24 protein-coding genes are annotated in these 25,149 nt (G+C 66.6%); 8 read left to right on the forward strand and 16 right to left on the reverse strand.

Annotated elements, in window-relative coordinates; all coding sequences use genetic code 11:
* Positions 1-37: 37 nt before the first annotated feature.
* From ACWF99_RS00855 to ACWF99_RS00875, 5 genes are all read right to left on the reverse strand, one after another.
* Positions 38-1,081, reverse strand: a complete 1,044-nt coding sequence (locus tag ACWF99_RS00855; protein ID WP_452533818.1) for an LLM class flavin-dependent oxidoreductase — start codon at positions 1,079-1,081, stop codon at positions 38-40.
* Positions 1,078-1,902, reverse strand: coding sequence for a DUF1684 domain-containing protein (locus ACWF99_RS00860; protein ID WP_452533820.1), 825 nt, complete (start codon positions 1,900-1,902; stop codon positions 1,078-1,080). Before ACWF99_RS00860 ends, ACWF99_RS00855 begins: the two co-directional genes overlap by 4 nt.
* 229 nt (positions 1,903-2,131) lie before the next feature.
* Positions 2,132-2,545 carry a hypothetical protein gene (locus ACWF99_RS00865; protein ID WP_452533822.1) on the reverse strand — a complete coding sequence of 138 codons (414 nt, stop codon included), beginning with the start codon at positions 2,543-2,545 and terminating at the stop codon, positions 2,132-2,134.
* Between the two features lie 55 nt (positions 2,546-2,600).
* A complete protein-coding gene (locus ACWF99_RS00870) occupies positions 2,601-3,425 on the reverse strand; it encodes an SAM-dependent methyltransferase (RefSeq protein WP_452533824.1) in 825 nt (274 codons plus the stop codon).
* Between the two features lie 32 nt (positions 3,426-3,457).
* Entirely contained in the window at positions 3,458-4,351 is an 894-nt protein-coding gene (locus tag ACWF99_RS00875; protein ID WP_379218715.1) for a helix-turn-helix domain-containing protein, read from the reverse strand.
* 157 nt (positions 4,352-4,508) lie between these two features.
* Between ACWF99_RS00875 and ACWF99_RS00880 the strand changes: the two genes are divergently transcribed.
* The 4 genes from ACWF99_RS00880 to ACWF99_RS00895 all read left to right on the forward strand — a co-directional run bounded on the left by ACWF99_RS00880 (position 4,509) and on the right by ACWF99_RS00895 (position 8,515).
* Entirely contained in the window at positions 4,509-5,966 is a 1,458-nt protein-coding gene (locus tag ACWF99_RS00880) for a hypothetical protein (protein WP_452533826.1), read from the forward strand.
* Between the two features lie 91 nt (positions 5,967-6,057).
* Positions 6,058-6,675: a hypothetical protein gene (locus ACWF99_RS00885; RefSeq protein ID WP_378628703.1), complete on the forward strand. Its 618-nt coding sequence runs from the start codon at positions 6,058-6,060 to the stop codon at positions 6,673-6,675.
* Between the two features lie 182 nt (positions 6,676-6,857).
* A complete protein-coding gene (locus tag ACWF99_RS00890) occupies positions 6,858-7,655 on the forward strand; it encodes an SDR family NAD(P)-dependent oxidoreductase (RefSeq protein WP_452533828.1) in 798 nt (265 codons plus the stop codon).
* Between the two features lie 320 nt (positions 7,656-7,975).
* Positions 7,976-8,515 (forward strand): AAA family ATPase, encoded by a 540-nt coding sequence (locus tag ACWF99_RS00895; RefSeq protein ID WP_378628709.1) that lies wholly within the window; start codon positions 7,976-7,978, stop codon positions 8,513-8,515.
* A 114-nt stretch (positions 8,516-8,629) separates the two neighbouring features.
* Here ACWF99_RS00895 and ACWF99_RS00900 read toward each other — a convergent pair whose 3' ends face one another.
* The 3 genes from ACWF99_RS00900 to ACWF99_RS00910 form a co-directional block, all read right to left on the reverse strand.
* Entirely contained in the window at positions 8,630-9,547 is a 918-nt protein-coding gene (locus ACWF99_RS00900; protein WP_378628711.1) for an LLM class F420-dependent oxidoreductase, read from the reverse strand.
* Between the two features lie 68 nt (positions 9,548-9,615).
* Positions 9,616-10,728, reverse strand: coding sequence for a GGDEF domain-containing protein (locus tag ACWF99_RS00905; protein WP_452533830.1), 1,113 nt, complete (start codon positions 10,726-10,728; stop codon positions 9,616-9,618).
* Between the two features lie 206 nt (positions 10,729-10,934).
* Entirely contained in the window at positions 10,935-11,543 is a 609-nt protein-coding gene (locus ACWF99_RS00910; RefSeq protein WP_452533832.1) for a TetR/AcrR family transcriptional regulator, read from the reverse strand.
* A gap of 106 nt (positions 11,544-11,649) precedes the next feature.
* Between ACWF99_RS00910 and ACWF99_RS00915 the strand changes: the two genes are divergently transcribed.
* Entirely contained in the window at positions 11,650-13,191 is a 1,542-nt protein-coding gene (locus ACWF99_RS00915; RefSeq protein ID WP_452533834.1) for an MFS transporter, read from the forward strand.
* Positions 13,192-13,213: 22 nt separating this feature from the next.
* Positions 13,214-13,495, forward strand: a complete 282-nt coding sequence (locus tag ACWF99_RS00920) for a hypothetical protein (RefSeq protein WP_378628719.1) — start codon at positions 13,214-13,216, stop codon at positions 13,493-13,495.
* Positions 13,496-13,581: 86 nt separating this feature from the next.
* Here the strand turns inward: ACWF99_RS00920 and ACWF99_RS00925 are convergent, their stop codons facing one another.
* The 7 genes from ACWF99_RS00925 to ACWF99_RS00955 form a co-directional block, all read right to left on the reverse strand.
* Positions 13,582-14,028: a MarR family winged helix-turn-helix transcriptional regulator gene (locus tag ACWF99_RS00925; RefSeq protein WP_378628722.1), complete on the reverse strand. Its 447-nt coding sequence runs from the start codon at positions 14,026-14,028 to the stop codon at positions 13,582-13,584.
* A gap of 92 nt (positions 14,029-14,120) precedes the next feature.
* Entirely contained in the window at positions 14,121-14,945 is an 825-nt protein-coding gene (locus ACWF99_RS00930) for an enoyl-CoA hydratase-related protein (RefSeq protein WP_378628724.1), read from the reverse strand.
* Between the two features lie 14 nt (positions 14,946-14,959).
* Entirely contained in the window at positions 14,960-15,580 is a 621-nt protein-coding gene (locus ACWF99_RS00935; protein ID WP_378628726.1) for a QsdR family transcriptional regulator, read from the reverse strand.
* A gap of 2 nt (positions 15,581-15,582) precedes the next feature.
* Positions 15,583-16,731 (reverse strand): acyl-CoA dehydrogenase family protein, encoded by a 1,149-nt coding sequence (locus tag ACWF99_RS00940; protein WP_378628728.1) that lies wholly within the window; start codon positions 16,729-16,731, stop codon positions 15,583-15,585.
* Complete coding sequence (locus ACWF99_RS00945) at positions 16,731-17,960, reverse strand: acyl-CoA dehydrogenase family protein (RefSeq protein WP_452533837.1); 1,230 nt, start codon at positions 17,958-17,960, stop codon at positions 16,731-16,733. Before ACWF99_RS00945 ends, ACWF99_RS00940 begins: the two co-directional genes overlap by 1 nt.
* Before the next feature lie 124 nt (positions 17,961-18,084).
* Complete coding sequence (gene hpnE / locus ACWF99_RS00950; RefSeq protein ID WP_452533839.1) at positions 18,085-19,494, reverse strand: hydroxysqualene dehydroxylase HpnE; 1,410 nt, start codon at positions 19,492-19,494, stop codon at positions 18,085-18,087.
* 219 nt (positions 19,495-19,713) lie between these two features.
* Positions 19,714-20,370: a TetR/AcrR family transcriptional regulator gene (locus ACWF99_RS00955; RefSeq protein WP_378630038.1), complete on the reverse strand. Its 657-nt coding sequence runs from the start codon at positions 20,368-20,370 to the stop codon at positions 19,714-19,716.
* A 78-nt stretch (positions 20,371-20,448) separates the two neighbouring features.
* Between ACWF99_RS00955 and ACWF99_RS00960 the strand changes: the two genes are divergently transcribed.
* Complete coding sequence (locus ACWF99_RS00960; RefSeq protein ID WP_378629992.1) at positions 20,449-21,663, forward strand: acetyl-CoA C-acetyltransferase; 1,215 nt, start codon at positions 20,449-20,451, stop codon at positions 21,661-21,663.
* Positions 21,664-21,700: 37 nt separating this feature from the next.
* The gene (locus ACWF99_RS00965) at positions 21,701-23,866 is read left to right on the forward strand and encodes a 3-hydroxyacyl-CoA dehydrogenase NAD-binding domain-containing protein (RefSeq protein ID WP_378628734.1); all 2,166 of its coding nucleotides are present in this window, start codon (positions 21,701-21,703) and stop codon (positions 23,864-23,866) included.
* 73 nt (positions 23,867-23,939) lie between these two features.
* On the opposite strand, the gene ACWF99_RS00970 is transcribed toward ACWF99_RS00965, so the two are convergent.
* The gene (locus ACWF99_RS00970) at positions 23,940-25,088 is read right to left on the reverse strand and encodes an acyl-CoA dehydrogenase family protein (RefSeq protein ID WP_452533842.1); all 1,149 of its coding nucleotides are present in this window, start codon (positions 25,086-25,088) and stop codon (positions 23,940-23,942) included.
* Between the last annotated feature and the right edge of the window lie 61 nt (positions 25,089-25,149).

A 25,149-nucleotide genomic window follows, 5' to 3' on the forward strand; every position in this document is an offset into this window, starting at 1 on the left:
GCTCGCTCCGGCGCTCGGCGCCGCACCGAGCAGCCGGTCACACCGACGTCGGCGCCTCGTTCGTGAACGTTGGTTTCCAACCCAGTTCGGGAGCGATCAGGTGCACGGTGTCGTGCAGGATCTGCTCGTAGTCCTCACGGTGGAATTCGTAGGGCAGTTCCAGGCGCAGCTCAGAGGTCTGTGCGAGCACCGGGTCGCTTCGCAGCTGTTCCAGGATCTGCTCGGCGGTGCCGACGATGTCCGGCGCGAACAGGATTCGACGTTCGCCCTGTGGGCCGAGAGTGCGGTCGTGGCGGCTCGCGGCATAGGCGCGGTAACGCTCGCGGGTCGCGTGGTCGGCGCTGTCGAACGGCACGATCACGCGTCCGACCGCCACGCGGGCGGGTCGAGCCGGGTCGATCAGGCGGCGATAGTCCGCGATCAGGGTCAGCTGGGAGGTGGTGAAATCGTCGCTGGCGTCGCCGAAGACGACGTTGCCGCTGAGCAGATTCAGTCCGTTCGCCGCGGTCCAGTGCACGGATCGGACGCTCCCGCCGCCGTACCACACACGATCGGCCAGGCCGGGGCTGTGCGGTTGAAGGCGGGGACGCTGAGTGTTGCCCGGGGAGTGGATGACGGTGTCGGCGTCGCCGAGATAGTCCCCGCGCAGGTTCGCGAGCATGCGGGCCACGCGACCGTAGGACAGGTCGAAGCTGCGCCAGTCACCATCGAAGACCAGGTCGCCGATGAGATCGGCGTGCGGTGGGGTGCCCGCACTGAATCCGGGCTGGAGTCGCCCTCGCGACAGCACATCCGCCAGCGACAGGTCCTCGGCCAGCCGGAACGGGCTCTCGTAGCCGATCGGAATGACCGCGGCGCCCAGCTCCACTCGACTGGTGCGCTGGGCGGCGGCGGCCAGGAAGACCGCGGCCGAACCCACGCCGTGCTCGAGATGGCGCTGCCGGATCCACGCACCGTCGAAGCCGAGGCGCTCGCCGTATTCGAACAGTTGCAGCGTGTCCTCTAACCCGGTGTACGGATCGTCGTCGAGATAGTTGCCCGGCGTCAGGAACGCCAAGGTGCTGATCTGCGGCACGCTCATCCCTGGCGCTCGTAGGGGATTTTCTCTCCAGCCTCGACGGCGATCGGGAGCCGGTTCTCGGCGGGTGGCAGCGGGCAGGTCGCCAGATCGGTGTAGGCACACGGCAGGTTGACCGCCCGATTGAAATCGAGCACGACGGTGCCGTCGGCGGCCGGGGTCGACACCTGCACAATGCGATTCGCGGCGTAGGTGGTGACTCCGGAGGTGGCATCGGTGAACAGCACCGACAGGTCGCCGGGGTTCCTGCCGGGGAACGCGGTGAGCCGCAGCGGTTGACCGTCGATGTCGAACTCGACCTGTCCCGGTGCGTCGTAGACGTGTTCGAGGCCTTCGACCGAGGCGCCGACGGTGGTCGGTCGCGGCTGTTCGAAGCGAACATAGCGACCCGTCACCACCCACTTCGGATCCGGCGCGAATGCGGGCGTGCCTCGAAAGGCGGTGCGCAACTGGTTGTTCGGGTGCCGGGGGCGGACGATGTCGTTGCCACCACGGCGGGCGACCTCGATCACCGCATCACCCCACACAGCGTTCACCCCGTCGCGCTCGGCGATCGCACCGAACTCATAGCGCCCACGCACCGGTGTCCCCTCCACGACCAGTTCCTCGCCCTCGTCGAGAACCACGACCACACCGTCGGCACCGGTGGACCAGGTGCCGGGCGCGTCGGTGAACCGCTCCGGGGTTTCGGTGAGCCAGTGCAGGTTCGTGATGGCCAGGAATCCGTGCCGGTCGGACAGGCGCGCCTCCTGCTCGCGGTGCCATTGCTGCCATTCGGCGGTGAAACTGTCTACCTCGGCGACCGGGGTCTCCTGTGTTGCCATGGCATCGATACAACCCGACACCACCGCCGACGAACAGAATTGCGCTCATCCCGAACACAAGTCACCCGATCAGCCCGTGCGCGGTCGAGATCACGAACACACCGGCGGCCGAAACCACCGGCCGATAGCTTCGGCGATTCGTATGTTGCCGTCGACAGACTCTGTCCGAGGTGCTGGATAGTGCTGCGGCCGCGCTGAATCGGCACGCAGCGGGACAAGGCCGAATCGGTCACGCGGCGTGAGAGACGAAGGTTGCTCGTTCGAACTCGCGGTGTCGCACCGCGTGGACGAACGCGGCGTATTCGAGCTGGTCGAAGAAGAGCCGGGCGGTTCCGGCTGAGGCTCGGCATTCCGGCGCGGCGCTGAATTCGTAGAGGTCGTCGGATCCTCGGGTGATCGTCAGGGCTCCGCGGATGGGGCGGCCTGCTCGGATCGCGGCCTGGAGGGCCTCGAACTGGTGGTGGTCGAGGGTCAGGCATTCCTCGAGGGGGACAGGGTGTGCCGCGGTGGGGACCGGGCGCGCGAGCTTGTCGTCCCAGATGAGGGTGCGGTGGTTGTCGCGGTAGACCATCACGCACGCCTGCTGGGGGGAACTGGCGGCCGCTTTGCGGAAGTGGGCGGCGGGCGGTGTCGGTAACGACATGGTGGATCCTTTCGAACAGCGCGGTCGGCGACGGTGCCGACCGCGCGGGCGCACACTAGGGCAGGCTGCCGATAGCGGCGAAATTGCAGGGGCGGGCGTAGTCGTCGTGGTCGATCGGCTGTTCGGGTCGCCAGTCCGTGGCGTAGGTGATGCCCGGCTCGGCGATCGTCCATCCGTCGAAGAAGGTCTGGAACTGCGCGCGGGTGCGCAGGGTGACCGGTGTGCTGGCGTCGGTGAAGATCGCAGCGCCCGCGGCGACCTGGGATTTGATCTCCGCGCCTGCGTCTTCGAGGGACACATGTGTCATCGCGATGTGGCTGCCGGGGGCGAGGGCGTCGCGCAGTTGCGCGACGATCTTGCCGGGCTCGCTGGCGTCGGTGACCCAGGGAAGCACCGAAACCAGCAGCAGTCCAACGGGTTCGGAAAAGTCGATCAGGCGCTGGGTGTCGGGGTGGGCGAGGATGCGCGCGGGCTCGCGCAGATCGGCGTCGACCATCGTCGCGGTGTCGGTGACACCCTGTTCGCGCAACAGGTCGCGGGCGCGGTTGATCGCCTCTTCGTCGTTGTCGACGTACACCACGCGCGAGTCGGGCACGAGCTCGCGCGCGACCTCGTGGGTGTTGCCGCCGGTCGGCAGGCCCGACCCGATATCGAGGAACTGGCGAATCCCGGTGCCGGCCATGTAGCGAACGGCGCGGGCGAGAAACCGGCGATTGTGCTGGGCCCACAACGGATAGAAGGGGATATCGGTGTAGAGCCGATGAATGAAGGGCAGATCCGATTCGAAGATCACCTCGCCGGTGACCATGTGGTGATAGATGCGTGCGGAGCTGGGTTTGTTGGTGTCGATCGGGCGTGGCTCGAAGTCGCTGTCGGACATCGTGATTCCTCTGCGGGTGCGGTGGTGCCGGTCTATCGCTGAATGGTCGGTCGGCTGCGGAGGCCGCGGACGAGGTGTTCCATGAACTGACGTGAGTCGTGGGGGCTCAAAGCCGTCATCGCCAGGCGGTTGAAGATCTTGTCGCGGATACCGACGGCGGGTTTGTCGTCGATGTAGCGGATCTCGCCCTGAGCTTCGATGACGGCCATCTCGAGATCGCCGGCCGCTCCTGGGGAGGGCACACGAACCAGGATGTAGCGGTCCTCCATGCCGGCGCCGGGTGCTTGGTGGGTGAAGGGCATGACCTGGATCTGGATGTTGGGCCGGGCGGACAGCTCGAGGAGATGGGTGATCTGGTCGAGCATCACCGCGTCCCCGCCGTAGGTGCGGCGCAGGCAGGATTCGGACAGGATCGCGTGGAACTCGGGTGCGCCCCGCGCGAGAAGGATTCGCTGACGGGCGATGCGGGCTTGGACGTAGTCGTCGACGGTGACCGCGTCCGGATCGTCGGGGTCGGGTTCCAGTGGCTCGTGCAGCGCGCGGATGTAGCTCTCGTGCTGGAGTAGCCCGGGAACGATCTCGGCGGCGGTCTCGCGCAGCCGATCCGCCACGGCCTCCAGGTCGACGAGCAGTCGCAGTTCCTCGATGTAGGCGCGGCGGTAGCCGGAGTTCCAGAATCCGCGTCGATGGCTGTCTTCGCGCAGATCGAGCAGGATCGAGATGTAGTCCTGGTCGGTGACGCCGAGCTGCCTGACCAGTTCGTCGAGCGCCTGGGCGCTCAGATTGCCGGTGCCGCTGATCACCGCCGCGATGCGGGACTGGCTCACCCCGATCATCTTTCCCGCGTCGGCCTGGGTAGTGCGAGACCGGCGCAGGAGCGCGTCGATCTCTCGACCTAGCAGCACTTTTCGTGCGGTTCGTGCCATGGATCCCACCGTATCGGGCTGCTGGGCGGCGGCTGCCACCTGTTTCGCAATCCTGATTATCAGGTTAGATTATCAACCACGATTATTTGGCGAACAAGTCAGAGGGTGTATCCGAACTGCGACATACCCTGCGGCGCAAGAAGAGTGGGGCCCACTCATGGACGTCACCGACCCCGAAACCCTCCGCGGCACTCTCGATGCCGGAGCCGCGAACAGCTGGGGACAGCGGCTTCGGACCTATCGTCGCGCTCGATTAGGGCTCAGCCGTGGGGATTTCGCCGAGTTGATCAACGACCGGGCTCGCCGCGACAGTGTCAATGTCGCGTGTTCGGAACGACATGTCGCGCGCTGGGAACTCGGTGAAGTCCGCAGGCCCAGCAAGTCCTACCGCGTTCTGCTGGCCGCGCTCGGCGCACCGGTTCCCGAGATCGACTCCGTCCTGTCATCGCCGGGCCTGAATGTCGGGTTCGCTCGTGAAGTGATGTCACGGTCTGCCGAATCCGTCGGTGCCGGTACGCGTCGCGGCGCGGATGCGACTCTGCTGGAGGCCCTCGCGACCGCGGTTGTCGGTTCCGCTGACATCCTGACGCCGTGGTTGCCTTCCCTCGATGTTTCCGAGATGCCGTGCGACGCAGAACTGCTCGATATCGATGCGGTGCGCAGCGCCACCTCGGGATTGCGGGAACGCGACCAGCGACACGGTGGTGGCTCGGTCGCCCGCACCGCCGTCGATCTCCTGAAATCGACGACCGCGCTGCTGGCCGGATACCGCGGACATACGACGCTCGCGCACGCGCTGCTGGTGGCCACCGCCGATCTGGCCCGGCTGATCGGGTGGGCCTACCACGACATCGGTGATCAACATCGCGCCCGCCAGTACGCGACGATGGCCTTGGTGTCCGCGCGGCGAGCGGGCGCGGACAGCCTGGTCGCGTCGACGCTGTACGTGCTGGGGCGGATCAGCTTGATCGAACGCGACCCGCGCGCCGCTCTGCGGATGTTCCAACTCGGCCAGCTGCCTGCCCAAGACGCCACCGGCGGTGGGGAATCGGCGCGCTTGTATGCCAACGAGGCATGGGCACACGCGATGATGGGCGACGTCGGCCGGATGCGGACCGCGCTCGCCCGCGCCGAAGACGAGATCGCCCGGGTCGCAGACCATCCAGTCGATCCGTGGACCCGGGTGTTCTTCACGCCCGGAGAGTTCACCGGGATGCGATCGGTGATCTACAACGAGTACGCCCTGACAGCCCGCGGACAGACCGCGCAACACTACACAGCCGAAGCCGTCGACGCCGCTCGCGCTTCGTTGGCCGCGTCCACGCCGGGACGACCTGCCCGCAGCATTCTGTTCGACAACATCACGATCGCCACGGGCACCTTCCGTCTCGGCCAGATCGACGACGCGGTCTCCTTCGCGACGGCTTCGCTGGCAATGACCGGTCAGGTCGACAGCGGGCGAGTCGGCGACCGGCTGGGGCAGCTGGTGCACGCCGCGACCCTCGCGTCCTCGCGATCCGATGTTCGCGATCTCTGTCAGACGATCCGGCGGGCAGTCCGCACCACCCGGCACACTCCGCACCAGCTGACCGAACATCGCCTCGCGACCGCGTAGCAATGTCGACGCAACCCGACGATGTCATCCCCGCACAGCGGCATTTACGACATGCCCTGTCGAATGTCATTGTCGCAGAGATTATTCGGCGATGTACTCGGTTCATGACTACGACGACGCCGAGACGTGGCCATCGGGCAATGGACAGACGCCGGTGAGCCGGGTGTGTGTAGCTGTGACGCACGCAGGCGGCTCCGCCGCGAAGCCCGACAGCCGCGCTGGGGAGAACACACGCGTTCGGACCGCGGAGGGATTACTGGAGGCCCGTCAGCTGCTGCTCGCCGTCGCCGGGAACCTGCAGGGCGGGTCCCCGCTGATCGGATGGGCGCGCGAGCTGGCGGATCTGCACGCGACTCTGTTCACCGCGTCGGTGTCGACCACCCGTCGGCCCGCCGACTTCGACGCGCCCACCACCAGCGGCCGGATCAACACCGTCATCGGCCTGATCGACGAGTGGTCGGCCTGTCATCTTCCTCGCCCCACTTCGGGCCGCCGCCACACCCATTCCCTCGGCGAGGTGATCAGCCACGTGGCAGACACCTACACCCACGTTCAGTGGACACTGCGCCACACCAAGAGCGCCGAACACCAGCACCACGCCGCGCTGCGCTTTGCTCAAGTCCAGGAAGGTTATGCCGATCTGGTCGAGGAGATTCGAGCCTTACGCGTCGCGCTACCGCTGGGCCGGGGCAACCAACCTGCCTTATAGCGGGCCAGGCGATAACTTACGCGGTGCGCGGGGCGTTTCGATCTGCCCTGTCGACCGACTCGGCGATCTCGTCGTCGAGACTCGACCACAGCGCACGCGGCAGGTTGTGCTCACAGGGACAGGTTCGGATCATCTCGAGCTGGAGCGTGTGGCGCGCTGGGTGGGATTGTTAGCGTCGGCGCATGGATCTGGGACTGGTTGGAAAACGGGCGATCGTCACCGGCGCGAGCAAGGGAATCGGTCTCGCTATCGCGCGGGGGCTCGCGGCAGAGGGTGTGGATGTGGTGCTCGCGGCGCGGTCGGCGCAACCGCTGCGCGCAGCTGCGCAGGAGATCGCTCGGCAGTCGGGGCGGCGGGTGATCGCGGTTCCGACCGACACCGGCGACGACGAACAGGTGAAAGAACTCGTCGCGCGCACCGTCGCCGAGCTCGGTGGCGTGGACATCCTGGTGAACTCCGCTGCCACACCGTGGAGCGCGGGCGCCGGCGGCGATCTGCAAGCCACCACCGACGAGATCGTGCGCAGGGAAGTCGAGATCAAGGTGCTCGGGTACCTTCGCACCGCGCGTGCTGTCGCACCCCACCTGGTGGAGCAGGGGTGGGGTCGCATCATCAACATCAGCGGACTCGGTGCGCGGCAGGCCAATTCGATCGGGCAGACCATCCGCAACGTGAGCGTCTCGGCGTTGACCAAGAACCTCGCCGACGAACTGGGGCCGCACGGGGTGAATGTGACAGTCGTACACCCGGGTCTCACCCGTACCGAACGGCTCACCGAACGTCTCACCCGCCAGGTCGAGCAAGACGGTGGCGACGTGGCCGAGTTGGAATCACAGCTGGTCAAGAATTCGATTCGTCGGATCATCGACGCGAGTGAGATCGCCGACGTGGTGACGTTTTTGGCCTCGCCACGCAGCATCGCCATCACCGGCGATGCCATCGCGGCCGGGGGCGGCGTACCCGGGCCGGTCTACTACTGACCCTTCGGGATGTAGCAAGCACCACCTCCCCGCTCTCGGCGACCGCCGCGCCGAGAGCCTTCTTCAGCGCCGAGGACTATCACCGCTTCCACGCCCGCGCTCGCTGTCAATATGCACCTGTACTGGACCGGGCGACCGCGCTGACCGTCTCCGGCGACGAGGACTTCAGCTGGTTGCTCGCCGCGGTCCGCGACGGTCATGCAACCAGATCGAGGACAGGTGTCTGGCACGCGTGCGCTCCAGTGGTGGGCGATGGCGATCAATGGGGAGGAAAAGAAAAGACTGTTTGTTGGCTGATGGCCTGGCTAGGGTCCGTGTCCATGAGTGGTGAAGTGATCATCGTGACCGGTCCGCCTGCTGCGGGAAAGACGACCGTGTGCCGCATTCTCGCCGAGACGGCGAGCGCTCCGACAGTTCATCTCGAGACCGACCTGTTCTACCGGTCGATCCGCACAGGATTCGTCCTGCCGTTCCTTCCGGATGCGCACCGGCAGAACGAGGTGGTGATCGAGGCGATCGTCGCGGCCGTCGCGGCATACGCGCGCGGCGGCTACGACGTCATCGTCGACGGGATCGTCGGCCCGTGGTTCCTGCCACCGTTTCGGGCACTCGCCGACCACGGCGGGCCGACCGTTTCCTATGTGGTCCTGCGACCCGACTTGGCCACCACCGTGTCGCGTGCGAAGCAACGCGTCGGAGACGAGCTGAAGGATCTGGACGCGATCACCGGATTGCACGGCGCATTCTCCGACATCGGAGACCTCGAGCAGTACACGATCGACACCGGCGGTCTGAATCCGAACCAGACTGCCGACCGGACGAGACTGCTCCTGGCTACCGGCACGCACCGGCTGACCTGATGTGAGACAGCCTGATTCGGCCGGCCCTGCCCGCGTGACGGTCAGGGCCGGCCGACGGGGAGAAGGCTCGCACCGGCGGGGGACAACGCCCGGCAGCCGGTAGGCGCGTCGATCTCAGAGCTGCGATTGCACCTCGGCGGCAATGAGTTCCAGGTGGTCGAGATCGGCGAGATCGAGCATCTGGAGATAGATCCGGCTCGCGCCGATCTCGCGGTACCGGGCGATCTTGTCGACGACCTCGGCAGGCGTGCCGGCCAGGCCGTTGCTCTTGAGTTCGTCCACCTCGCGGCCGATCGCGGCGGCTCGGCGCGCCACGTCGGCATCAGTACGCCCGACGCAGGCGACCAGGGCGTTGGAGTAGATCAGTTCGTCGGTGCGCCCGGCCGCGCGCACGGCGGCCCGCACCCGGTCGAACTGGGCGACGCTGTCGGCGATCGAGGCGAACGGCATGTTGAACTCGGTGGCATAGCGGGCCGCCAGACGCGGGGTACGGACTTTGCCGTTGCCACCGATGATCACGGGCACCGGATCCTGCACGGGCTTGGGTAGGGCGGGAGAGTCGGTGAGCTGGTAGTGGGCGCCGTCGAAGCTGAACGTCGCCCCCGGCTTGGTCTCCCACAGACCGGTGATGACGGCCAGCTGCTCCTCGAGCAGGCCGAACCGGTTGTCCGGGAACGGGATTCCGTAGGCGGCGTGTTCTGCGGCGAACCAGCCGCTGCCCAGGCCGAGCTCGATTCGCCCGTTCGACATCTGATCCACCTGGGCGATCTGGATGGCCAGCGGCCCCGGCAGCCGGAACGTCGCCGCGGTGACCAGGGTGCCCAACCGGATGCGGGCGGTATCCCTGGCCAGCCCGGCCAGGGTGATCCAGGCATCAGTCGGGCCGGGCAGGCCCGAGGCATCGCCCATGGCGAGGTAGTGGTCGGAACGGAAGAACGCGTCGAATTCGAGCTCCTCGGCGGCGCGCGCGACCGACAGCAGCGTGTCGTAGTCGGCACCCTGCTGAGGTTCGGTGAAGATGCGGAGGTCCATGATCACCATCGTGCCCGATGCGCACAGGTCCGGCACGGCGGTGGCCTGATCTCCGGGAACGGTCGGTGCTAGCGGCTGTCCTGCGGGTCAGCCGGGTGGCGGTGGCCCGGTGGTGGGGTGAGTTCGTCGACCACCACCAGGTTCCCGCCGGACTGTTTGGCCTGGTACATGGCCGCGTCGGCGGATTGCAGCAGCCGGTCCGGAGTCGGGCATGGACATCGCGGACAGATCGATGCGTCGAAGACCGCGACACCGACGCTCGCGGTGACCGCCACCGTGGTCTCCGCTGGTTCGGCGATCACCCGGCACAGCCGTTCGGCTTCCTTGCGCGCGGCGGGCGCGGCGATCGGAGCGGCAACCACGAACTCCTCGCCGCCTGTGCGTGCCACCACCGCCATCTCTCCGGCGGCATCGCGCAGCCGCCGGGCGGTCCGCATCAAGACGATGTCGCCGATCCGGTGGCCCCAGGTGTCGTTGACGGTTTTGAACCGGTCGAGATCGAAGCAGATGACACAGATCGTCGGATTGCGGTCCATCAGCTGTGGCAGCCGATTCTCGAGGCCCCGCCGGTTCAGCAGGTCGGTCAGCGGGTCCGACAGCGACTCGGTGCGCAGTAGCGAATACAGCAGCTGGAAGGCGGGCACCGCGCTGACCACCGATGCGAGAAGCAACGCGACCGCGAGGGCCAGCTCGATGCTCTCCCCTCCGGTGACGATCCGCACCGAGAACAGCACCACCGACAGCAACGACCACATCGAATGCAGGGCCAGTGCCCTGGCGCTGTGGAAGAAGCTCAGGTAGCTGCCGGTACCGAGGAGCAGTACGGTGCCCATCGCCCCGAACAGCCGATCTTGCAGCTGGAGGAATTCCACTGTGAACAGCACGTCGGCGCAGGCGATCAGTACCAGCGACTCGGTCTTGCTCGGCCAGGGCAGCAGCCACCAGCGCGCCGCCCACAGGGTTCCGGCCAACACTCCGACCGTCGAAGCGATGCCGGGATGACCGGGCGGACCCACCGGGGTTCCCGCGATCACCGCCCCCATCACCGCGATCCCGGCACCGGCGATACCGATCAGGATCTTCAGCGGAACCAGCGCCGACCTCGCGGCCAGCGTGCGTACCAGCCATCGGTAGTCGACAGGGTCTTTCCACCAGGCCCGCAGCGTCTTGCCGTCGTTCATCGACTCACCCTCGGTCCCGATCGCATCGCCTACCTCGCTGGTTACGCGTGTGAAATTCCAGGAAATCCCACCAGCTGATCGGCAGTAGTCTAGGTCGGACCATGCCGGGAACTTGACGGTCCGGTCGAGCCGCCGCGTTGCGTGGATTGATGCGCGCTTCGGATGGATACGGGGTGGCGGTGCGAATGATTGTGACGCGCCAGCAGTCAGGGCACCGAAGGAGTCTTGGTGCGTGCGGCGAGGAAGTCGTCGACGATCCGGGCGCAGTCCTGCGGAGTCGAGGCCCGCAAGCCGATGAGCTTCGCGAAAACGAGCGGGCCGACCAATTGCGACAGCACGAAGTATGTATCGAATTCGCCCAGTTGCCGACGCGCCTCGGGGGTATCGAGTACCTGGTCGAACGGCACCCGATAGTGGTCGATGATGCGCTGGCGCAGCGAGCTGATGGCGGGGTTGTCGGCGTTGTGGTCCGAGCCGGTCGCCAGCCACGCCAATGTCGAGACCTGCAGTGGCGTGTCCCGGATCGCCTCGGCCTGGCGTTCCAGCAGGGCGACGAGGCGCTCGCGCAGCGGACCTTCGGGCGGGGTCTCCACTGCCGAAGGCAGCAGCCGTTCGATCGTGGCGGCGCGTAGCTGCATCGCGTTGTCGAAATGCCGGTACAGGGTGGTTCTGGCGACCTTGGACAATCGGGTGACGCCCTCGACTGTCACCGCCTCCAAGCCGCCGTCCTGCAGCAGCGCCGCGGCGGCGTCGAGTAGCCGGGCGCGCGAGCGCACCCGGCGCGGGTCGACCTCGACGGCGTCAGTTCCGCTCATATCGCCCAGTATTCCTCTGCCGGTGGACTTTCCCCACGGCCTACCTCCCGCTCCATACTTATGCTACATATAGTAGCGAAGCGATACTAATAGTAGCGGAGGCCCGATGGTTCCCACCGGACGCGAACGATTGTCCGCTGCCCAGCGCTGGCTGCTGACATTGTCTTGTCTCGCGGTAGTTCTCGTCACCTCCTCGATGGCGGCGCTGTATACGGCGCTGCCGGAGATCGCGGCCGATACCGGCGCGACTCAGGCCGAACTCACCTGGATCGTCGACGGCTACACGCTGGCACTGGCTTGTCTCGTACTGCCCGGGGGTGCGATCGGTGACAGGTACGGCAGGCGCGTAGTTCTCATCGTGGGACTAGTCATCTTCTCGCTCGCCTCAGCCGCCCCCTTGTTGCTGGACAGCCCGACGTGGCTGATCGTCGCGCGGGTCGTGACAGGGGTCGGCGCGGCTCTGGTGATGCCGTCCACGCTGTCGCTGCTGACCGCCGGTCTTCCGGAGGAACGGCGAGGCAGCGCCGTCGGCTTGTGGGCCGGCGTCGCGGGCGTCGGCGCGATCCTCGGTATCCTCGGCTCGGGTGTTCTGATCGAAAACTGGTCCTGGGCTTCGATCTTCGCCGGGATGGCGGTCGCGGGCACGATGCTCGCGGTGGCAGCCTTCACGCTGCCCGAATCGGTGGATACATCGAGGCCCGCGATGGACCCGCTCGGCGCGGTCACCAGCGCTCTGGCAATAGGCGCGATCGTGGTCGCGGCGATCGAGGTACCCGTACGCGGCTGGCTCGATCCCGTAGTGATCGGCGCGACCGCTGTAGGACTGACCGTGACAACAGCTTTCGTCGTTATCGAAAGACGGGTCGCGCACCCGCTGATCGACATCCGGCTCTTCGCTCATCGGGGCTTCGGCAGCGGCACCGCGATAGTCACGGTGCAGTTCCTTGTCACCTTCGGCCTGTTCATGCTGATCGTGCAGTATTTTCAGCTGATTCTGGGCTACCGTCCGCTGATCTCGGCACTCGCGCTCGCTCCCATGGGCCTGCCGATGGTGGTGATCTCCGTGATCGCGCCCCGGGTGGCGGAACGGGTGGGCCTGCGAATCCCCGCCTGTGCTGGTCTGCTGGCTATCGGGGGCGGGATGCTGATGATCGCGCAAGTCGACTCGCACACTTCCTATGTGGACCTCCTCGGTCCGTTGCTGCTGATGAGCACAGGGATCGGGTTGTGCACCGCGCCGGCTACAGCCGCGATCGTCGACGGCACACCCGTGCAGAAGCACGGTGTCGCCGCCGCGGTCAACGACGCCGCCCGCGAGATCGGGGCCGCCATCGGCATCGCGATCTCGGGCAGCGTGCTCGCGGCGGGTTACGGCGAGCGCATCGCCCCCGCCCTGCCCAGCCTCCCCGTGGCAGCGCGTGAACCGGTCGGTGACTCGCTCGCGGCTGCGCTCGAGGTGGTGGAGCGCGCAGGTCCGCCTGCACAGCCGCTCGGCGATTTCGCGAAGTCCGCGTTCATTCACGGCATGCAGGAGTCCGCCACCGTACTGGGATTCCTGACTGTCGGCGCGGCCGTACTCATCGCTATGTGGGCCCCGGGCAGACGCCGTACCGACAAGAAAGCCGAAACCGTGGCATCGCGGGCGTAGGTGGGTGTAGGACGATGAGGGCGTGAATGCTCCTGCGCCCGGACCTGTTTTCGATGTCATCGCCGTGTTGAACGGTGCGGTGGACCTCAGGTCCTATCCGCGTCGCAACCTGGTGCTGAGCTCACCGCAGACCGGCGGGTTGGTGTTCGGTTCGGCCGCGTATCAGCGCGCGATCTTCGAACCTGTCGTGCACCTGCTCAATGGTGTCGAGATGCTCGAATCGCAGGGGTGGCAAATGGTCACTGTGGTCGAACGGAACATCGACAACGTCTACTACATGCTCGCTTTCATGCGCCGGGTCTGACGCGGGTCAGGAGTGGACGCTCGCGCGATGTCGCCGTGGCCGGTGAGCTTGTGGCGAGCCCTCCGGCCGACGTCGTGGCGATACGGTCATTCGGGGAGAGGTTCCGCCTCGCCGATGTGGCCCATGATCACCAGGGCCTGCCTCAGCAGGGTGGTCTGCTCGTCGGAGAGCTTGCTCAACTGCCCGGCGAGCCAGGCATCACGGGCCGAGACCTTGTCGGTCAGCAGTGACCGACCAGATCGCGAGACCGAGACGACGACCTGTCTGCCGTCGGACGGGTGGGGTTTGCGCTCGATCAGTCCCAGCGCCGCCAACGCGTTGATCGTCCGCGTCATCGATGGTGGCCGCACCCCTTCTCTGATGGCGAGCGCGCCCGACGACATCGCGCCGTCGCGGACGAGCGTGGTGAGCGCTGAGCGTTGGACCAACGAGATCGGCTGGTCGGTGTGATGCAGGCGCAGTAGGCGGTCGAGTCTCACAGTCAGCAAGGACAGCGCCCCGGCCACAGCCGCGGTATTCGAGTTCGGTGACACAATCATGAACTTTACGAACAAAATTGCCCGCTGTCCCGGCCTGCGGCGGTCCTCAACCGGGCGGGACAGCTTCCCGAAGCAGCTGTGCCAGTTCAGGACAGCCAATCGTCGAGGTGGGGGAGCTCGGTGGCCACTGTGCCGGTGAAGTGAGGTGGGCGCTTCTGGAGGAAGGACATGATGCCTTCGCGGAGGTCGGCACTGGAGAAGGCATAGGAGATGAGGCGGGCGTCGAGGGTGAAGACGTCGTCGGGGGTCTTGTCGCCGGACATGGCGACCAGCCCGCGACGGATGGCGGCTACGGAGACAGGGGCGACCTGGGTTGTCAGTTCCGCGGCAAGGGCCCGAGCGGCGGGCAGGAGGTCTTCGGGGGCGTGCAGGCTGGTGACCAGGCCTGCGGCGAGGGCCTCGTCGGCGCCGAAAACGCGGCCGGTGATCATCCACTCCTTGGCTTTGGCCAGGCTGACGATGCGCGGCAGGAACCAGAGCGAACCACCCTCGGGGAACAGACCCCGGCGGGCGAAGACGAAACCGAAGCGGGAATCTGTTGCGGCAAGGCGGAAGTCGGCGGCGAGGGTCATGGAGAGGCCGACGCCGATGGCAGCGCCCTGCATGGCGACGATGACGGGTTTGTCGAGGTCGGTCATCGGGCGCACGACCCGGGTGGACCATTCGACCCAGTCGGGATCGGTGACATCCTCGTTGGACCCGTCCGCTGTGAGATCCATGCCGACGCAGAAGTCACGCCCCTCGCCGGCGAAGATCACCGCGCGAACGGCGTCGTCGCGGTCGGCTTCGGTGAAGGCAGCGCCGAGTTCGTCGGCCATCACGGTGGTGAAGCCGTTGCGCGCCTCGGGACGGTTCAGCGTGATGGTGGCGACGGCCGCATCAACGCTGTAAACGATGGTTTTGTAGGACAATTCGACTCCTCGGTTCAGCGTTTGCCGGATGCGGCGGACACGAGCAGCTCGACCATGGCGGTGGCCTTGCCGGACTGTGGCGGGTCGCCGGTGATGATGTCGCTCCAGACGAAAGCTTCGCCGACGCGCACGATCGCGTAGGCGAGATCGCGGACTTCGATACGCGGATCGAGATCGGGCAGGTCTGTCAGTCGTGACGCGACCCAGTCGATCATTCGGCCCTGGACGACGGAGTATCCGGAAGTCAGTACGCGCAAGCCGTATTCCGGGTCGTCGGCGACGAATCGGGTCAGCGGTTCGAAGCTGCGGACCGTGTCGGCGAGGGTGCCGAAGTGGCGGACGAAGCGCTCGGCGGGATCCTCGGACACGCTCGCGTCACGTGTCTCGACGCGACCGATCGCCTCCGCGATGATCCGCCACACCACTTCACCGATGACGACTTCCCGACTTCCCCACCAGCGATACAGCGTGGCGCGGCCGATCCCCGATGCACGGGCCAGCTGCTGCATATCGATCCGGCGGCCCTCGAGAAACCACCGGTGCGCGAGGTCGATCACGCTCTCACGCACCGGTTTCGCAGGCGTGCTCGATGCCGGGTCGTCCGGATCCGGCGACGACCTTTCGCCGCTGGTCACTGTTACGGCCTCGTCAGCTCGGCGTAGCGGGCGAGGTGGTGGTCGGTGGATCCGAACTCGTGCTCGATCGCGGTCAGCCGTTTGAAGTAGTGGCCGACAGCGAGTTCCTCGGTCATGCCCATCGCACCGTGCAGCTGGACGGAGTTCTGGCCGATGAATCGCGCCGCACGGCTGACGGTGACCTTGGCCGCGGATGCCGCCCGCGCCCGAACCGCCGGTGCCGCGTTCAGTGCGTGGATCGCCAGATACGCTGCGGCGATCGCCTGCTCCAGCTCCATGTACATATCGACCATGCGGTGCTGCAGAACCTGGAAGCTGCCGATCGGCTGACCGAATTGCCGGCGTTGCTTGGCGTATTCGACGGTATCCGCCACCACCTTGCGCATGCATCCGACCGCTTCCGAGGCGATCGCCGCGATCGCCTCGTCGGCTGTGGCCTCGATCGACGACCATGCCTCGCCCTCCGCGCCGAGCAGCGCGGCCGCGGGCAATCGGAAATCGGTGAAGGTGATATCGGAGCCGACCCGGTCGTCGATCGTCCGGTAGGAGTGGATCTCGACCCCGGCCGGCGGATTCGCCGCATCGAACTCGCTGAGGAACAACGAGATACCGGATCGGTCGCGCCGGGTACCCGAGGTGCGCGCGCTGATGATCAGATGGGTCGCTACCGGCGCGCTGGTCACGACGGTCTTGCTGCCGTCGATCACCCACGAATCGCCGTCGCGGCGCGCGGTCGTCGATAGATCGTGCAGCGCATGACCCGACGTCGGCTCGAGTGCGGCGAACGCGGTGCGCGCCGTACCGGCCACGATCTGCCGCACCAGTGCGTCGGCAGCCGCACCACCGCAGCGTTGCAGCAGACCCGCCCCGATGACGACCGTGTCGACATACGGTTCGACGACGAGCGCGCGCCCGAGTTCCTCGGCGATGACCATCATTTCGACCGGCCCGCCGCCCATACCGTCGACATCTTCGGGCAGGGTCGCACCGAGGATGCCCAACTCCTCGGCGAAACCGCGCCACACAGCGGGCTGCCACCCCGCGCCGGACTTGACCGCGCTCCGACTCTGCTCCAGGTCGTACCGGGCACCGAGGAATCCGGCCACCGAATCACGCAGGAGTTCTTGCTCTTTGGTGAAGGTGAAGTCCATCAGAGCCCCAATGCTGCCTTGGCGAGAATATTTCGCTGAATTTCGTTGCTGCCCGCGTAGATCGAGCCTGCCCGGTCGTTGAAGTAGCGCAGCGGTGCGACGGCCTGCCACTCTTCGCCGCTGCGGTAGCCGTCGGCCGGTGGCTGGAATCCGGCGATCGGGCCGCCGGGTTTCGTCGCGTGCGGTTGGTACACCCGCCCGCGCGGTCCGGCTGCCTCGAGTGCCAATTCGGTGATCTTCTGGCTCAGTTCGGTGGCCAGGATCTTGAGCATCGACGAGGCGGGGCCGGGGTTCTTGCCCTGCGCCAGTACCGACAGCGTTCGGTACTCGAGGATCTCGAGTACTTCGGTGCGAATCCGTGCCTCGGCCAGCTTCGCGGCGAAGGTGGCGTCATCGATCAGCGGATTGCCGTCCGGGCCGGTCTGCCCGGCTGCCGCGGTCGCGACTTCCTGAACCATGACCTGCAACATCGGCGACAGTGCCCCACCACGTTCGTGAACGAGCAGATACTTCGCCACAGTCCAGCCGTCGTCGATCTGGCCGAGCACATTGCTTTTCGGCACTCGGACGCCGTCGAAGAAGACCTGGTTCTGCACCTGCTCGCCGGAGGTCATCACCAGCGGGCGGATCTCGATGCCCGGCGAGGTCATTTCGATGAGCAGGAAGGTGATGCCCTGCTGCTTCTTCCCCTCGCGCGACGTGCGCACGAGGCAGAAGATCCAATTCGCCTCGGTCGCGTGGGTGGTCCAGATCTTGCTTCCGGTGCACACGAAGTCCTCGCCGTCGTCGACGGCGGCCATCGTCAGCGATGCCAGATCGGACCCGGATTCCGGCTCCGAATACCCCTGGCAGAAGAACACCTCACCGGTGAGAATCCGCGGCAGGTAGTACGCCTTCTGCTCGGTCGTGCCGAAGGCGACGATCGCGGGCGCGACCATTCTGATGCCCATCGGCGACAGCGCGGGCGCACCGGCCTGCATCAGTTCCCGGCCGAAGATGTAGTGCTGGGTGAGGCTCCAGTCGCAGCCGCCGTATTCGACCGGCCATGCCGGTGCCGCCCAGCCGCGAGCATGAAGAATGTGCTGCCACTTCATGCTGGCTTCGTGATCCGGATAGACGCTGGTCGCCAAGTGTCCGGCGCGGCGTAGATCGGGTGTCAGCTTCTCGTCGAGAAAGGTGCGAACCTCGTCTCGAAAGGAGAGATCCGCCTCTGACCAGTCGTAATCCATCAACCCTCCCGGAGGGATGTGCTCCATTGCGCCCATGCAGACCTGCGGTCGCGTGAGACACAATGTACTTCTGTCTCAGTCCGCAATCAAGGGATGTTGAGGCGTCAGAACCGAGAATGACGAGTCACTTAATCCCGCTGTCGCCGGTGTGGGGGCCGAGATATTCGTGGACTGCGCCGACGGCGCGGACCGCGCTCTCGACAGCGGCCTCCATCGTCGAAGGCATGCCGGTCTCGGTCCAGTCGCCCGCGAGGAACAGGCCCTCGATCGGCGTGCGCTGCGGCAGGCGCAGCTCGTCGAAACCGGGCTGCGCCGAGAAGGTCGCCTGCGGCTGATGGATGACGTGGGTGCGCAGCACCTGCGCCTCGGCGAACTCGGGGTAGTGTTCGGCCAGCGATCGTAGTGCCGCCGTGGTGAATTCGGCGTTGGGCAGATGGACGACATCCCACGAGGCGCTGACCGCCAGTGAATAACAGTGCCCTGCCTCGGTCTCGACGCCGTGCATGCCCGTGGTGTCGAAAACCCACTCGATGGTGGTGTCGCGCAGATTCTCAGCGAGCCTGCGCATCCTGAGTGGACGATCCAGCCACACGTACACGCTCGAGATCGGGGCGGGCTCGATCTTGCGCACAGGAGTGAAATGGTCGTACTGCCCGAGCCGGCCGCGATCGAGCAGTGTTGTCAGCGACCACGGCGGCAAGGTGAGAACCGCCGCGTCGACCTCGATGACCCGCCCGTCGGAGAGCTGCACCGCGGTGAGCCCGTCGTCGACGATCTCGATATCGGCGACTCCGGCACCGACGACGATCTCTGCGCCGTGTGCCTTCAGATAGCGCTCGGCGGGTGCGACGAACAACTCGTGCAGGCTCACCCGCGGCCACACCGCGTCACCGGCCCTGGTGTTCCCTGACAGCGCGCGCTTGCCGATCCAGTGCAGGGTCTGGACGAACATGGAGGCCGACACTCGCTCGGTCTTCTCGTTGAGCAGGCCGATGACGAACTGATCGAGCACCAACGCGCGCAACGATTGCGGCGCGCCGATCTGCCGGAACCAGCGATCGACGGTCAGGTTGTCGAGTTCCGGTGCCGGGCTCAGCGCGGCGCGGGCGATCCGCGCCCAGGTGCGCAGGGCGGCGGGCCGTTCGCGCAGCGGGATCGGTGGCCACACCATCCAGGACAGCCCGACGGCGCGGCGCAGCGTGCCCGGCAGCCAGGCGGGCGCGCGCAGGGTCAGCAGCCGGTCGGGCCCGGTCCTGATCGCGAAAGGCGGTGCGTCCCAGAAGAGTTGCTCGCGCGTGCCGATGGTGTCGACGTAGCGCAGCAGCGCGTCGTAGCAGCCGGCGAACAGGTGCTGACCGTTGTCGACCCTGCCTTCGATGCCGGGCACCTCGAACGAGATCGTGCGCCCGCCGAGGCGTCCTCGCTTCTCGACGAGGGTGACGCGGTGGCCTGCCTCCGCGAGCCAGACCGCCGTGGCCAATCCGGCCAGGCCCGCCCCCGCGACCAGGATGTGTGGGGATTCTTGCTGCCCCATCGGTACCTCCGGGCAATCGATGAATGTGAGAATGAATGAGAGAATTTGTCGGTCATACTCGCACAACGTCGATGTGTTCGTACAGGGTGGAAACCGCTCGTGCGGAACGGAACTCGCTGCCCGGCCGATCGCGGCTGAGGCGTGAAGCGCTCTCGTTCGAACGGGGTCAGCGCGTGCGCGGCGGTAGGGGTGTGCCGCGCGGTTGATCGGGGCGTCGGGCTAACTCCGGCGCCTCAGGAGGCTTTCGGGTCCCAGGATCTGCTCGACGACGGCGAGGAAGATCTCGGTCGATTCGTCGACGAGCTCGTCTCTGGTCAGGTCGAGTGCTCCGTTGAGCCAGCCGTACACGGTCTCGTACAGCCCACCGACGAGGTGCATGGCGGCGAGCTCGCCGTATGCGCCCGCGGCACCGGTGCTTTCGGGGCTGAGTTGCTTGTTCACCGTCGCCAGCACCAGCGCGGCGAAGCCGCGGATCGTTGCCGTGCGGCGTGCGTTGAGGGCGGGATTGAGCTGGGCTTCGGTGAAGGCGATGCGGATCAGCCGTGGATCGTCGGCGACGGCCTGCAGGCCCGCGGCGATGGCCGCGTGCACCTTGTCGCGGAGGGGATCGGGGGCGGCGCGTACACGGACGGCGATCAGCTCGGTCAGCTCACCGATGACCTGGTCGTAGACCTCGGTGACGACGGCGTCGAGGTTGGTGAAGCTCTCGTAGAAGTATCGCTCGGTCAGTCCGGCCTGGCGGCAGAGGCCGCCGACGGTGAGCCGGGCCGAGCCCTGGGTGCCGACGATCTCCCTGGCGGCCTCCAGGAACGTGATCCGGCGCTGCGCGCGCCGCTGTTCGGCAGGCACACCCGCGTACGCACGATCCTTGACCATGCGCCGAGTCTGCCACAAAGTCTTGTCAGATTTCCAAATCTGCTGCATCCTGTTGTCAGATTCGAGCGAGGAGAGAGAATCATGACCGAGGCATTCATCTACGAGGCGATCCGCACGCCGCGTGGGCGTGGCAAGAAGACCGGCGCCCTGCACGGCGTCAAGCCGCTCGACCTGGTGGTCGGGCTCATCGACGAACTGAAGACCCGCCATCCCGGACTCGATCCGGCGGCGATCGATGACATCGTGCTCGGCGTCGTGTCGCCGGTCGGCGATCAGGGCGCCGATATCGCCAAGACCGCCGCCTTGGCGGCCGGGCTGCCCGACACCGTCGCCGGTGTGCAGCTCAACCGGTTCTGCGGCTCGGGCCTCGAAGCCGTCAACACCGCCGCCCAGAAGGTGCGGTCGGGCTGGGAGCAGCTCGTCATCGCCGGCGGCGTGGAGTCGATGTCGCGGGTTCCGCTGGGCTCCGACGGCGGCGCGTGGGCGATGGATCCGGTCACCAACTACGACACCTACTTCGTGCCGCAGGGTGTCGGCGCGGACCTGATCGCCACGATCGAGGGTTTCACCCGCGAGGACGTCGACGCCTTCGCGGTGCGCTCGCAGCGCAAGGCCGCCGCCGCCTGGTCGGGTGGCTACTTCGCCAAATCCATTGTCCCGGTGCGTGATATCAACGGCGCGGTGCTGCTCGACCACGACGAGTTCATGCGCCCCGACACCACGGTGGAAAGCCTGGCCGGGCTGACCCCGTCGTTCGCGGCGATGGGGGAGATGGGCGGCTTCGACGCCGTCGCGATGCAGCGCTACCACCACGTCGAGAAGATCACCCACGTCCACCACGCCGGCAACTCCTCCGGCATCGTCGACGGTTCGGCGCTGGTGCTCATCGGCAGTGAATCCGCCGGTGTCGCCGCGGGTCTCACGCCGCGCGCCCGCGTGGTCGCCTCCGCGGTGAGCGGCGCCGATTCCACGATCATGCTGACCGGCCCGGTCCCGGCCACCGAGAAGGTGCTGGCGCTGGCCGGGCTCACGGTCGACGACATCGACCTGTTCGAACTCAACGAGGCCTTCGCCTCGGTGGTGCTCAACTTCCAGAAGAAGCTGAACATCCCCGACGAGAAGCTCAACGTCAACGGCGGCGCCATCGCCATGGGCCACCCGCTCGGCGCGACCGGAGCCATGATCACCGGAACCATGGTCGACGAGCTCGAGCGCCGGGGAGCGCGGCGCGCGCTGATCACGCTGTGCATCGGCGGTGGCATGGGCATCGCCACCATCATCGAGCGCGTCTGAGCGTCGGACTCCGATACCGAAGGAAGAACGAAAAGCAATGACTGACAACATGATTGCCTGGGAACTCGGCGCCGATCGGGTGCTCGTGCTCACGATGGACGACCCGAACCAGTCGACCAATACGATGACCGAGGCGTTCGCGCGTGACCTCACCGCGACCGTCGACCGGCTCGAGGCCGAACGCGACAGCTTCGACGGGGTCATCCTCACTTCCGGCAAGGACACGTTCTTCGCCGGGGGTGACCTGAACCTGCTGATGAACGCGACACCGGAGACCGCCCCGCAGATCGCACTCGGCCTCGACACCTACAAGGCGGCGTTCCGTCGGCTCGAGACGCTGGGTAAGCCGGTGGTCGCCGCGATCAACGGCACCGCGCTCGGCGGCGGTTTCGAGGTCGCGCTGGCCACCCATCACCGGATCGCACTCGACGCCAAGGGCAGCCTGCTCGGCCTGCCCGAGGTCACCTTCGGTCTGCTGCCCGGTGCCGGTGGTGTCACTCGGACAGTTCGGCTGCTCGGTATCACCAGCGCGGTGCTCAACGTCGTCGGCCAGGGCCAGCGGATGAAGCCAGCGAAGGCGTTGCAGGTCGGCATCGTTCACGAAGTCGCCGCCACCCGCGAGGAGATGTTCGACAAGGCTCGCGCCTGGATCGCGGCCAACCCCGAGGCCGCGCAGCCGTGGGATGTGAAGGGCTACAAGGTCCCCGGCGGCACCCCGTCGAGCCCGGCGGTGGCGGCCAATCTGCCCGCGTTCCCGGCGAATGTGCGCAAGCAGCTCAAGGGTTCGCCGATGCCCGCGCCGATCGCGGTGCTCGCGACCGCGGTGGAGGGCGCGCAAGTCGATATCGACACCGCGTTCGCGATCGAGACCCGCTACTGCACCAACCTGATCTGTGGCCAGGTCTCGACGAACATGATCAAGTCACTGTTCTTCGATCTGAGCACGATCAACAAGGGCGGCAGCCGCCCCGAAGGCTTCCCCGTGCGCACGCCGGAGAAGGTCCTCGTGCTCGGCGCGGGCATGATGGGCGCGGGCATCGCCTATGTGCAGGCCCGCGCCGGCATGCAGGTCGTGCTCAAGGACGTCACGATCGAGGCGGCCGAGCGCGGCAAGGCCTACTCGGCCAAGCTGCTCGACAAGGCCCTGCGCAAGGGCGCGATCACCCAGGACAAGTACGACGAGATCCTCGGTCGCATCCACCCGTCCGCGGACCCCGCCGATGCTGCCGGTTGCGACTTCGTCGTGGAGGCGGTGTTCGAGGATCCGGGCCTGAAGAAGAAGGTGTTCGGCGAGATCGAACACCTGGTGAACGCGGACGCGTTGCTCGGTTCCAATACCTCGACCCTGCCCATCACCGACCTGTCCACGGGCGTGCAGCGGCCGAAGGACTTCATCGGACTGCACTTCTTCTCCCCGGTGGACAAGATGCCGCTGGTCGAGATCGTCGTCGGCGAGCAGACCAGCGACGAGGCGATCGCCCGTGCCGTCGATTACACCCTCGCCATCAAGAAGACCCCGATCGTGGTCAACGACAGCCGCGGTTTCTTCACCAGCCGGGTGATCGGCCAGTTCATGGACGAGGCGATCTCGCTGGTCGCCGAGGGCGTGCATCCGGCCTCGGTCGAACAGGCCGCCACCCAGGCCGGTTATCCGGTCGGTGCGCTGGCGCTGGCCGACGAGATCAATATGAAGCTGGCGCAGAAGATTCGGCGCAGCCTGAAGGAGAACCTGCTCGCCGAGGGCAAGAACTGGGTCGACTCGAAGGCCTACCCGCTCGTCGACGCGATGGTCGACGACTTCGAGCGCCCGGGCCGGCTCGAGGGCCGCGGCTTCTACGAATACGACGCCGACGGCAAGAAGCTGGGCCTGTGGCCGGGACTGGTCGAGAAGTACACCCGCGACGATCACGGCATCGCGTTCATCGACATGCAGGAACGGATGCTGTTCGCCGAATCCCTCGATACCGTGCGGTGTTTCGACGAGGGCGTGCTGCGCACCGTGCCCGACGCGAACATCGGTTCCATCTTCGGCATCGGGTTCCCCGCCTGGACCGGTGGCGTCATCCAGTACATCAACCAGTACGCGGGTGGTCTGGCCGGCTTCGTCGCGCGCGCCGATGAGCTGCGGGCCGCCTACGGCGACCGGTTCGAGGTCCCGGAGTCGTTGCGAGTCAAGGCCGCCGCCGGGGAAACTCTCGGCTGACGGTCACCACGACGAACAGACCCCCCCGCCGCCCGGGAATACCGGGCGGCGGGGGGTTCTGTGCTGGAACGGGCTACAGCGAACGGGCGATCAGTTCCTTCATGATCTCGTTCGTGCCCGCGAGAATACGAAGCACCCGCGCACTGGTGAAGATCTCCGAGATCGGGTACTCGGTCATGAACCCGTATCCGCCGAACAGCTGCAAGCATCGGTCGGCGACCACGCTCAACTGATCGGTGAGCCAGTATTTGGCCATCGACGCCGTTGCCACGTCGAGCTCGCCCGCGAGGTGGTCGGTGAGGCAGTCATCGAGGAAGACGCGACCGATTCTGGCGATGGTGGCGCACTCGGCGAGCTCGAACTTGGTGTTCTGGAAGCCGAGCAGCGATTTTCCGAACGCTTGCCGATCCTTGGTGTAGGCGATGGTCATCGCGACCGCGGCCTCCATCGACGCCACGGCCATCACCGCACAGACGAGTCGCTCCTGCTGGAGCAGTTTCATCATCTGATAGAAGCCCTGGCCCTCGGCCTCGCCGAGCAGGTTGCCGACCGGCACCCGCAGGCCGTCGAAGAACAGCTCGGCGGTGTCCTGGCCGGTGCCGCCGATCTTGGACAGGGTCCGCCCGCGGGTGAAGCCGGGGGTGTCGTCACCGACCTCCGCGACGATGAGCGACACCCCGGCGGCGCCCTTGTCGGGGTCGGTCTTGGCGGCGATGATGACCGCGTCACAGAGCGCGCCGTTGCTGATGAACATCTTCGAACCGGTGATGACGTACTCGTCGCCGTCGCGCACCGCCCTGGTCTGAATGTTCTGCAGGTCCGATCCCGTTCCCGGTTCGGTCATCGCGATCGAGAGCAGGCACTCGCCGCTGACCACCTTGGGCAGCAGACGTGCCTTGAGCTGTTCGGAGGCGAACTCGACGAGATAGGGCGCGATGATCCCGGAGTGGATCGCGAGGCCCATGGAGGTGTCGCCTGCCTTCGATTGGGCCTCGATGATCGCCGCCTCATGGGCGAAGGTGCCACCTCCGCCGCCGTACTCTTCCGGAACAGACGGGGCCAGCAACCCGAGCTTGCCTGCTTTGAGGTAGAGGTCACGGTCGGGGTGCCCCTGCTGTTTGTACCGCTCGGCGCCAGGAACCACCTCTTTCTCGAAGAACTTCGTCGCGAGTTCGCGAACGGCCTCGATCTCATCGTCTACCCAGCCCGCGTGTGCGGTCATCAGTGCCTCCCAGGACGCAATCTGCCTCAATCTGCGGAAACAGATTGTCAGATGTATTGGC

This window comes from Nocardia sp. NPDC055002 (assembly GCF_053608825.1).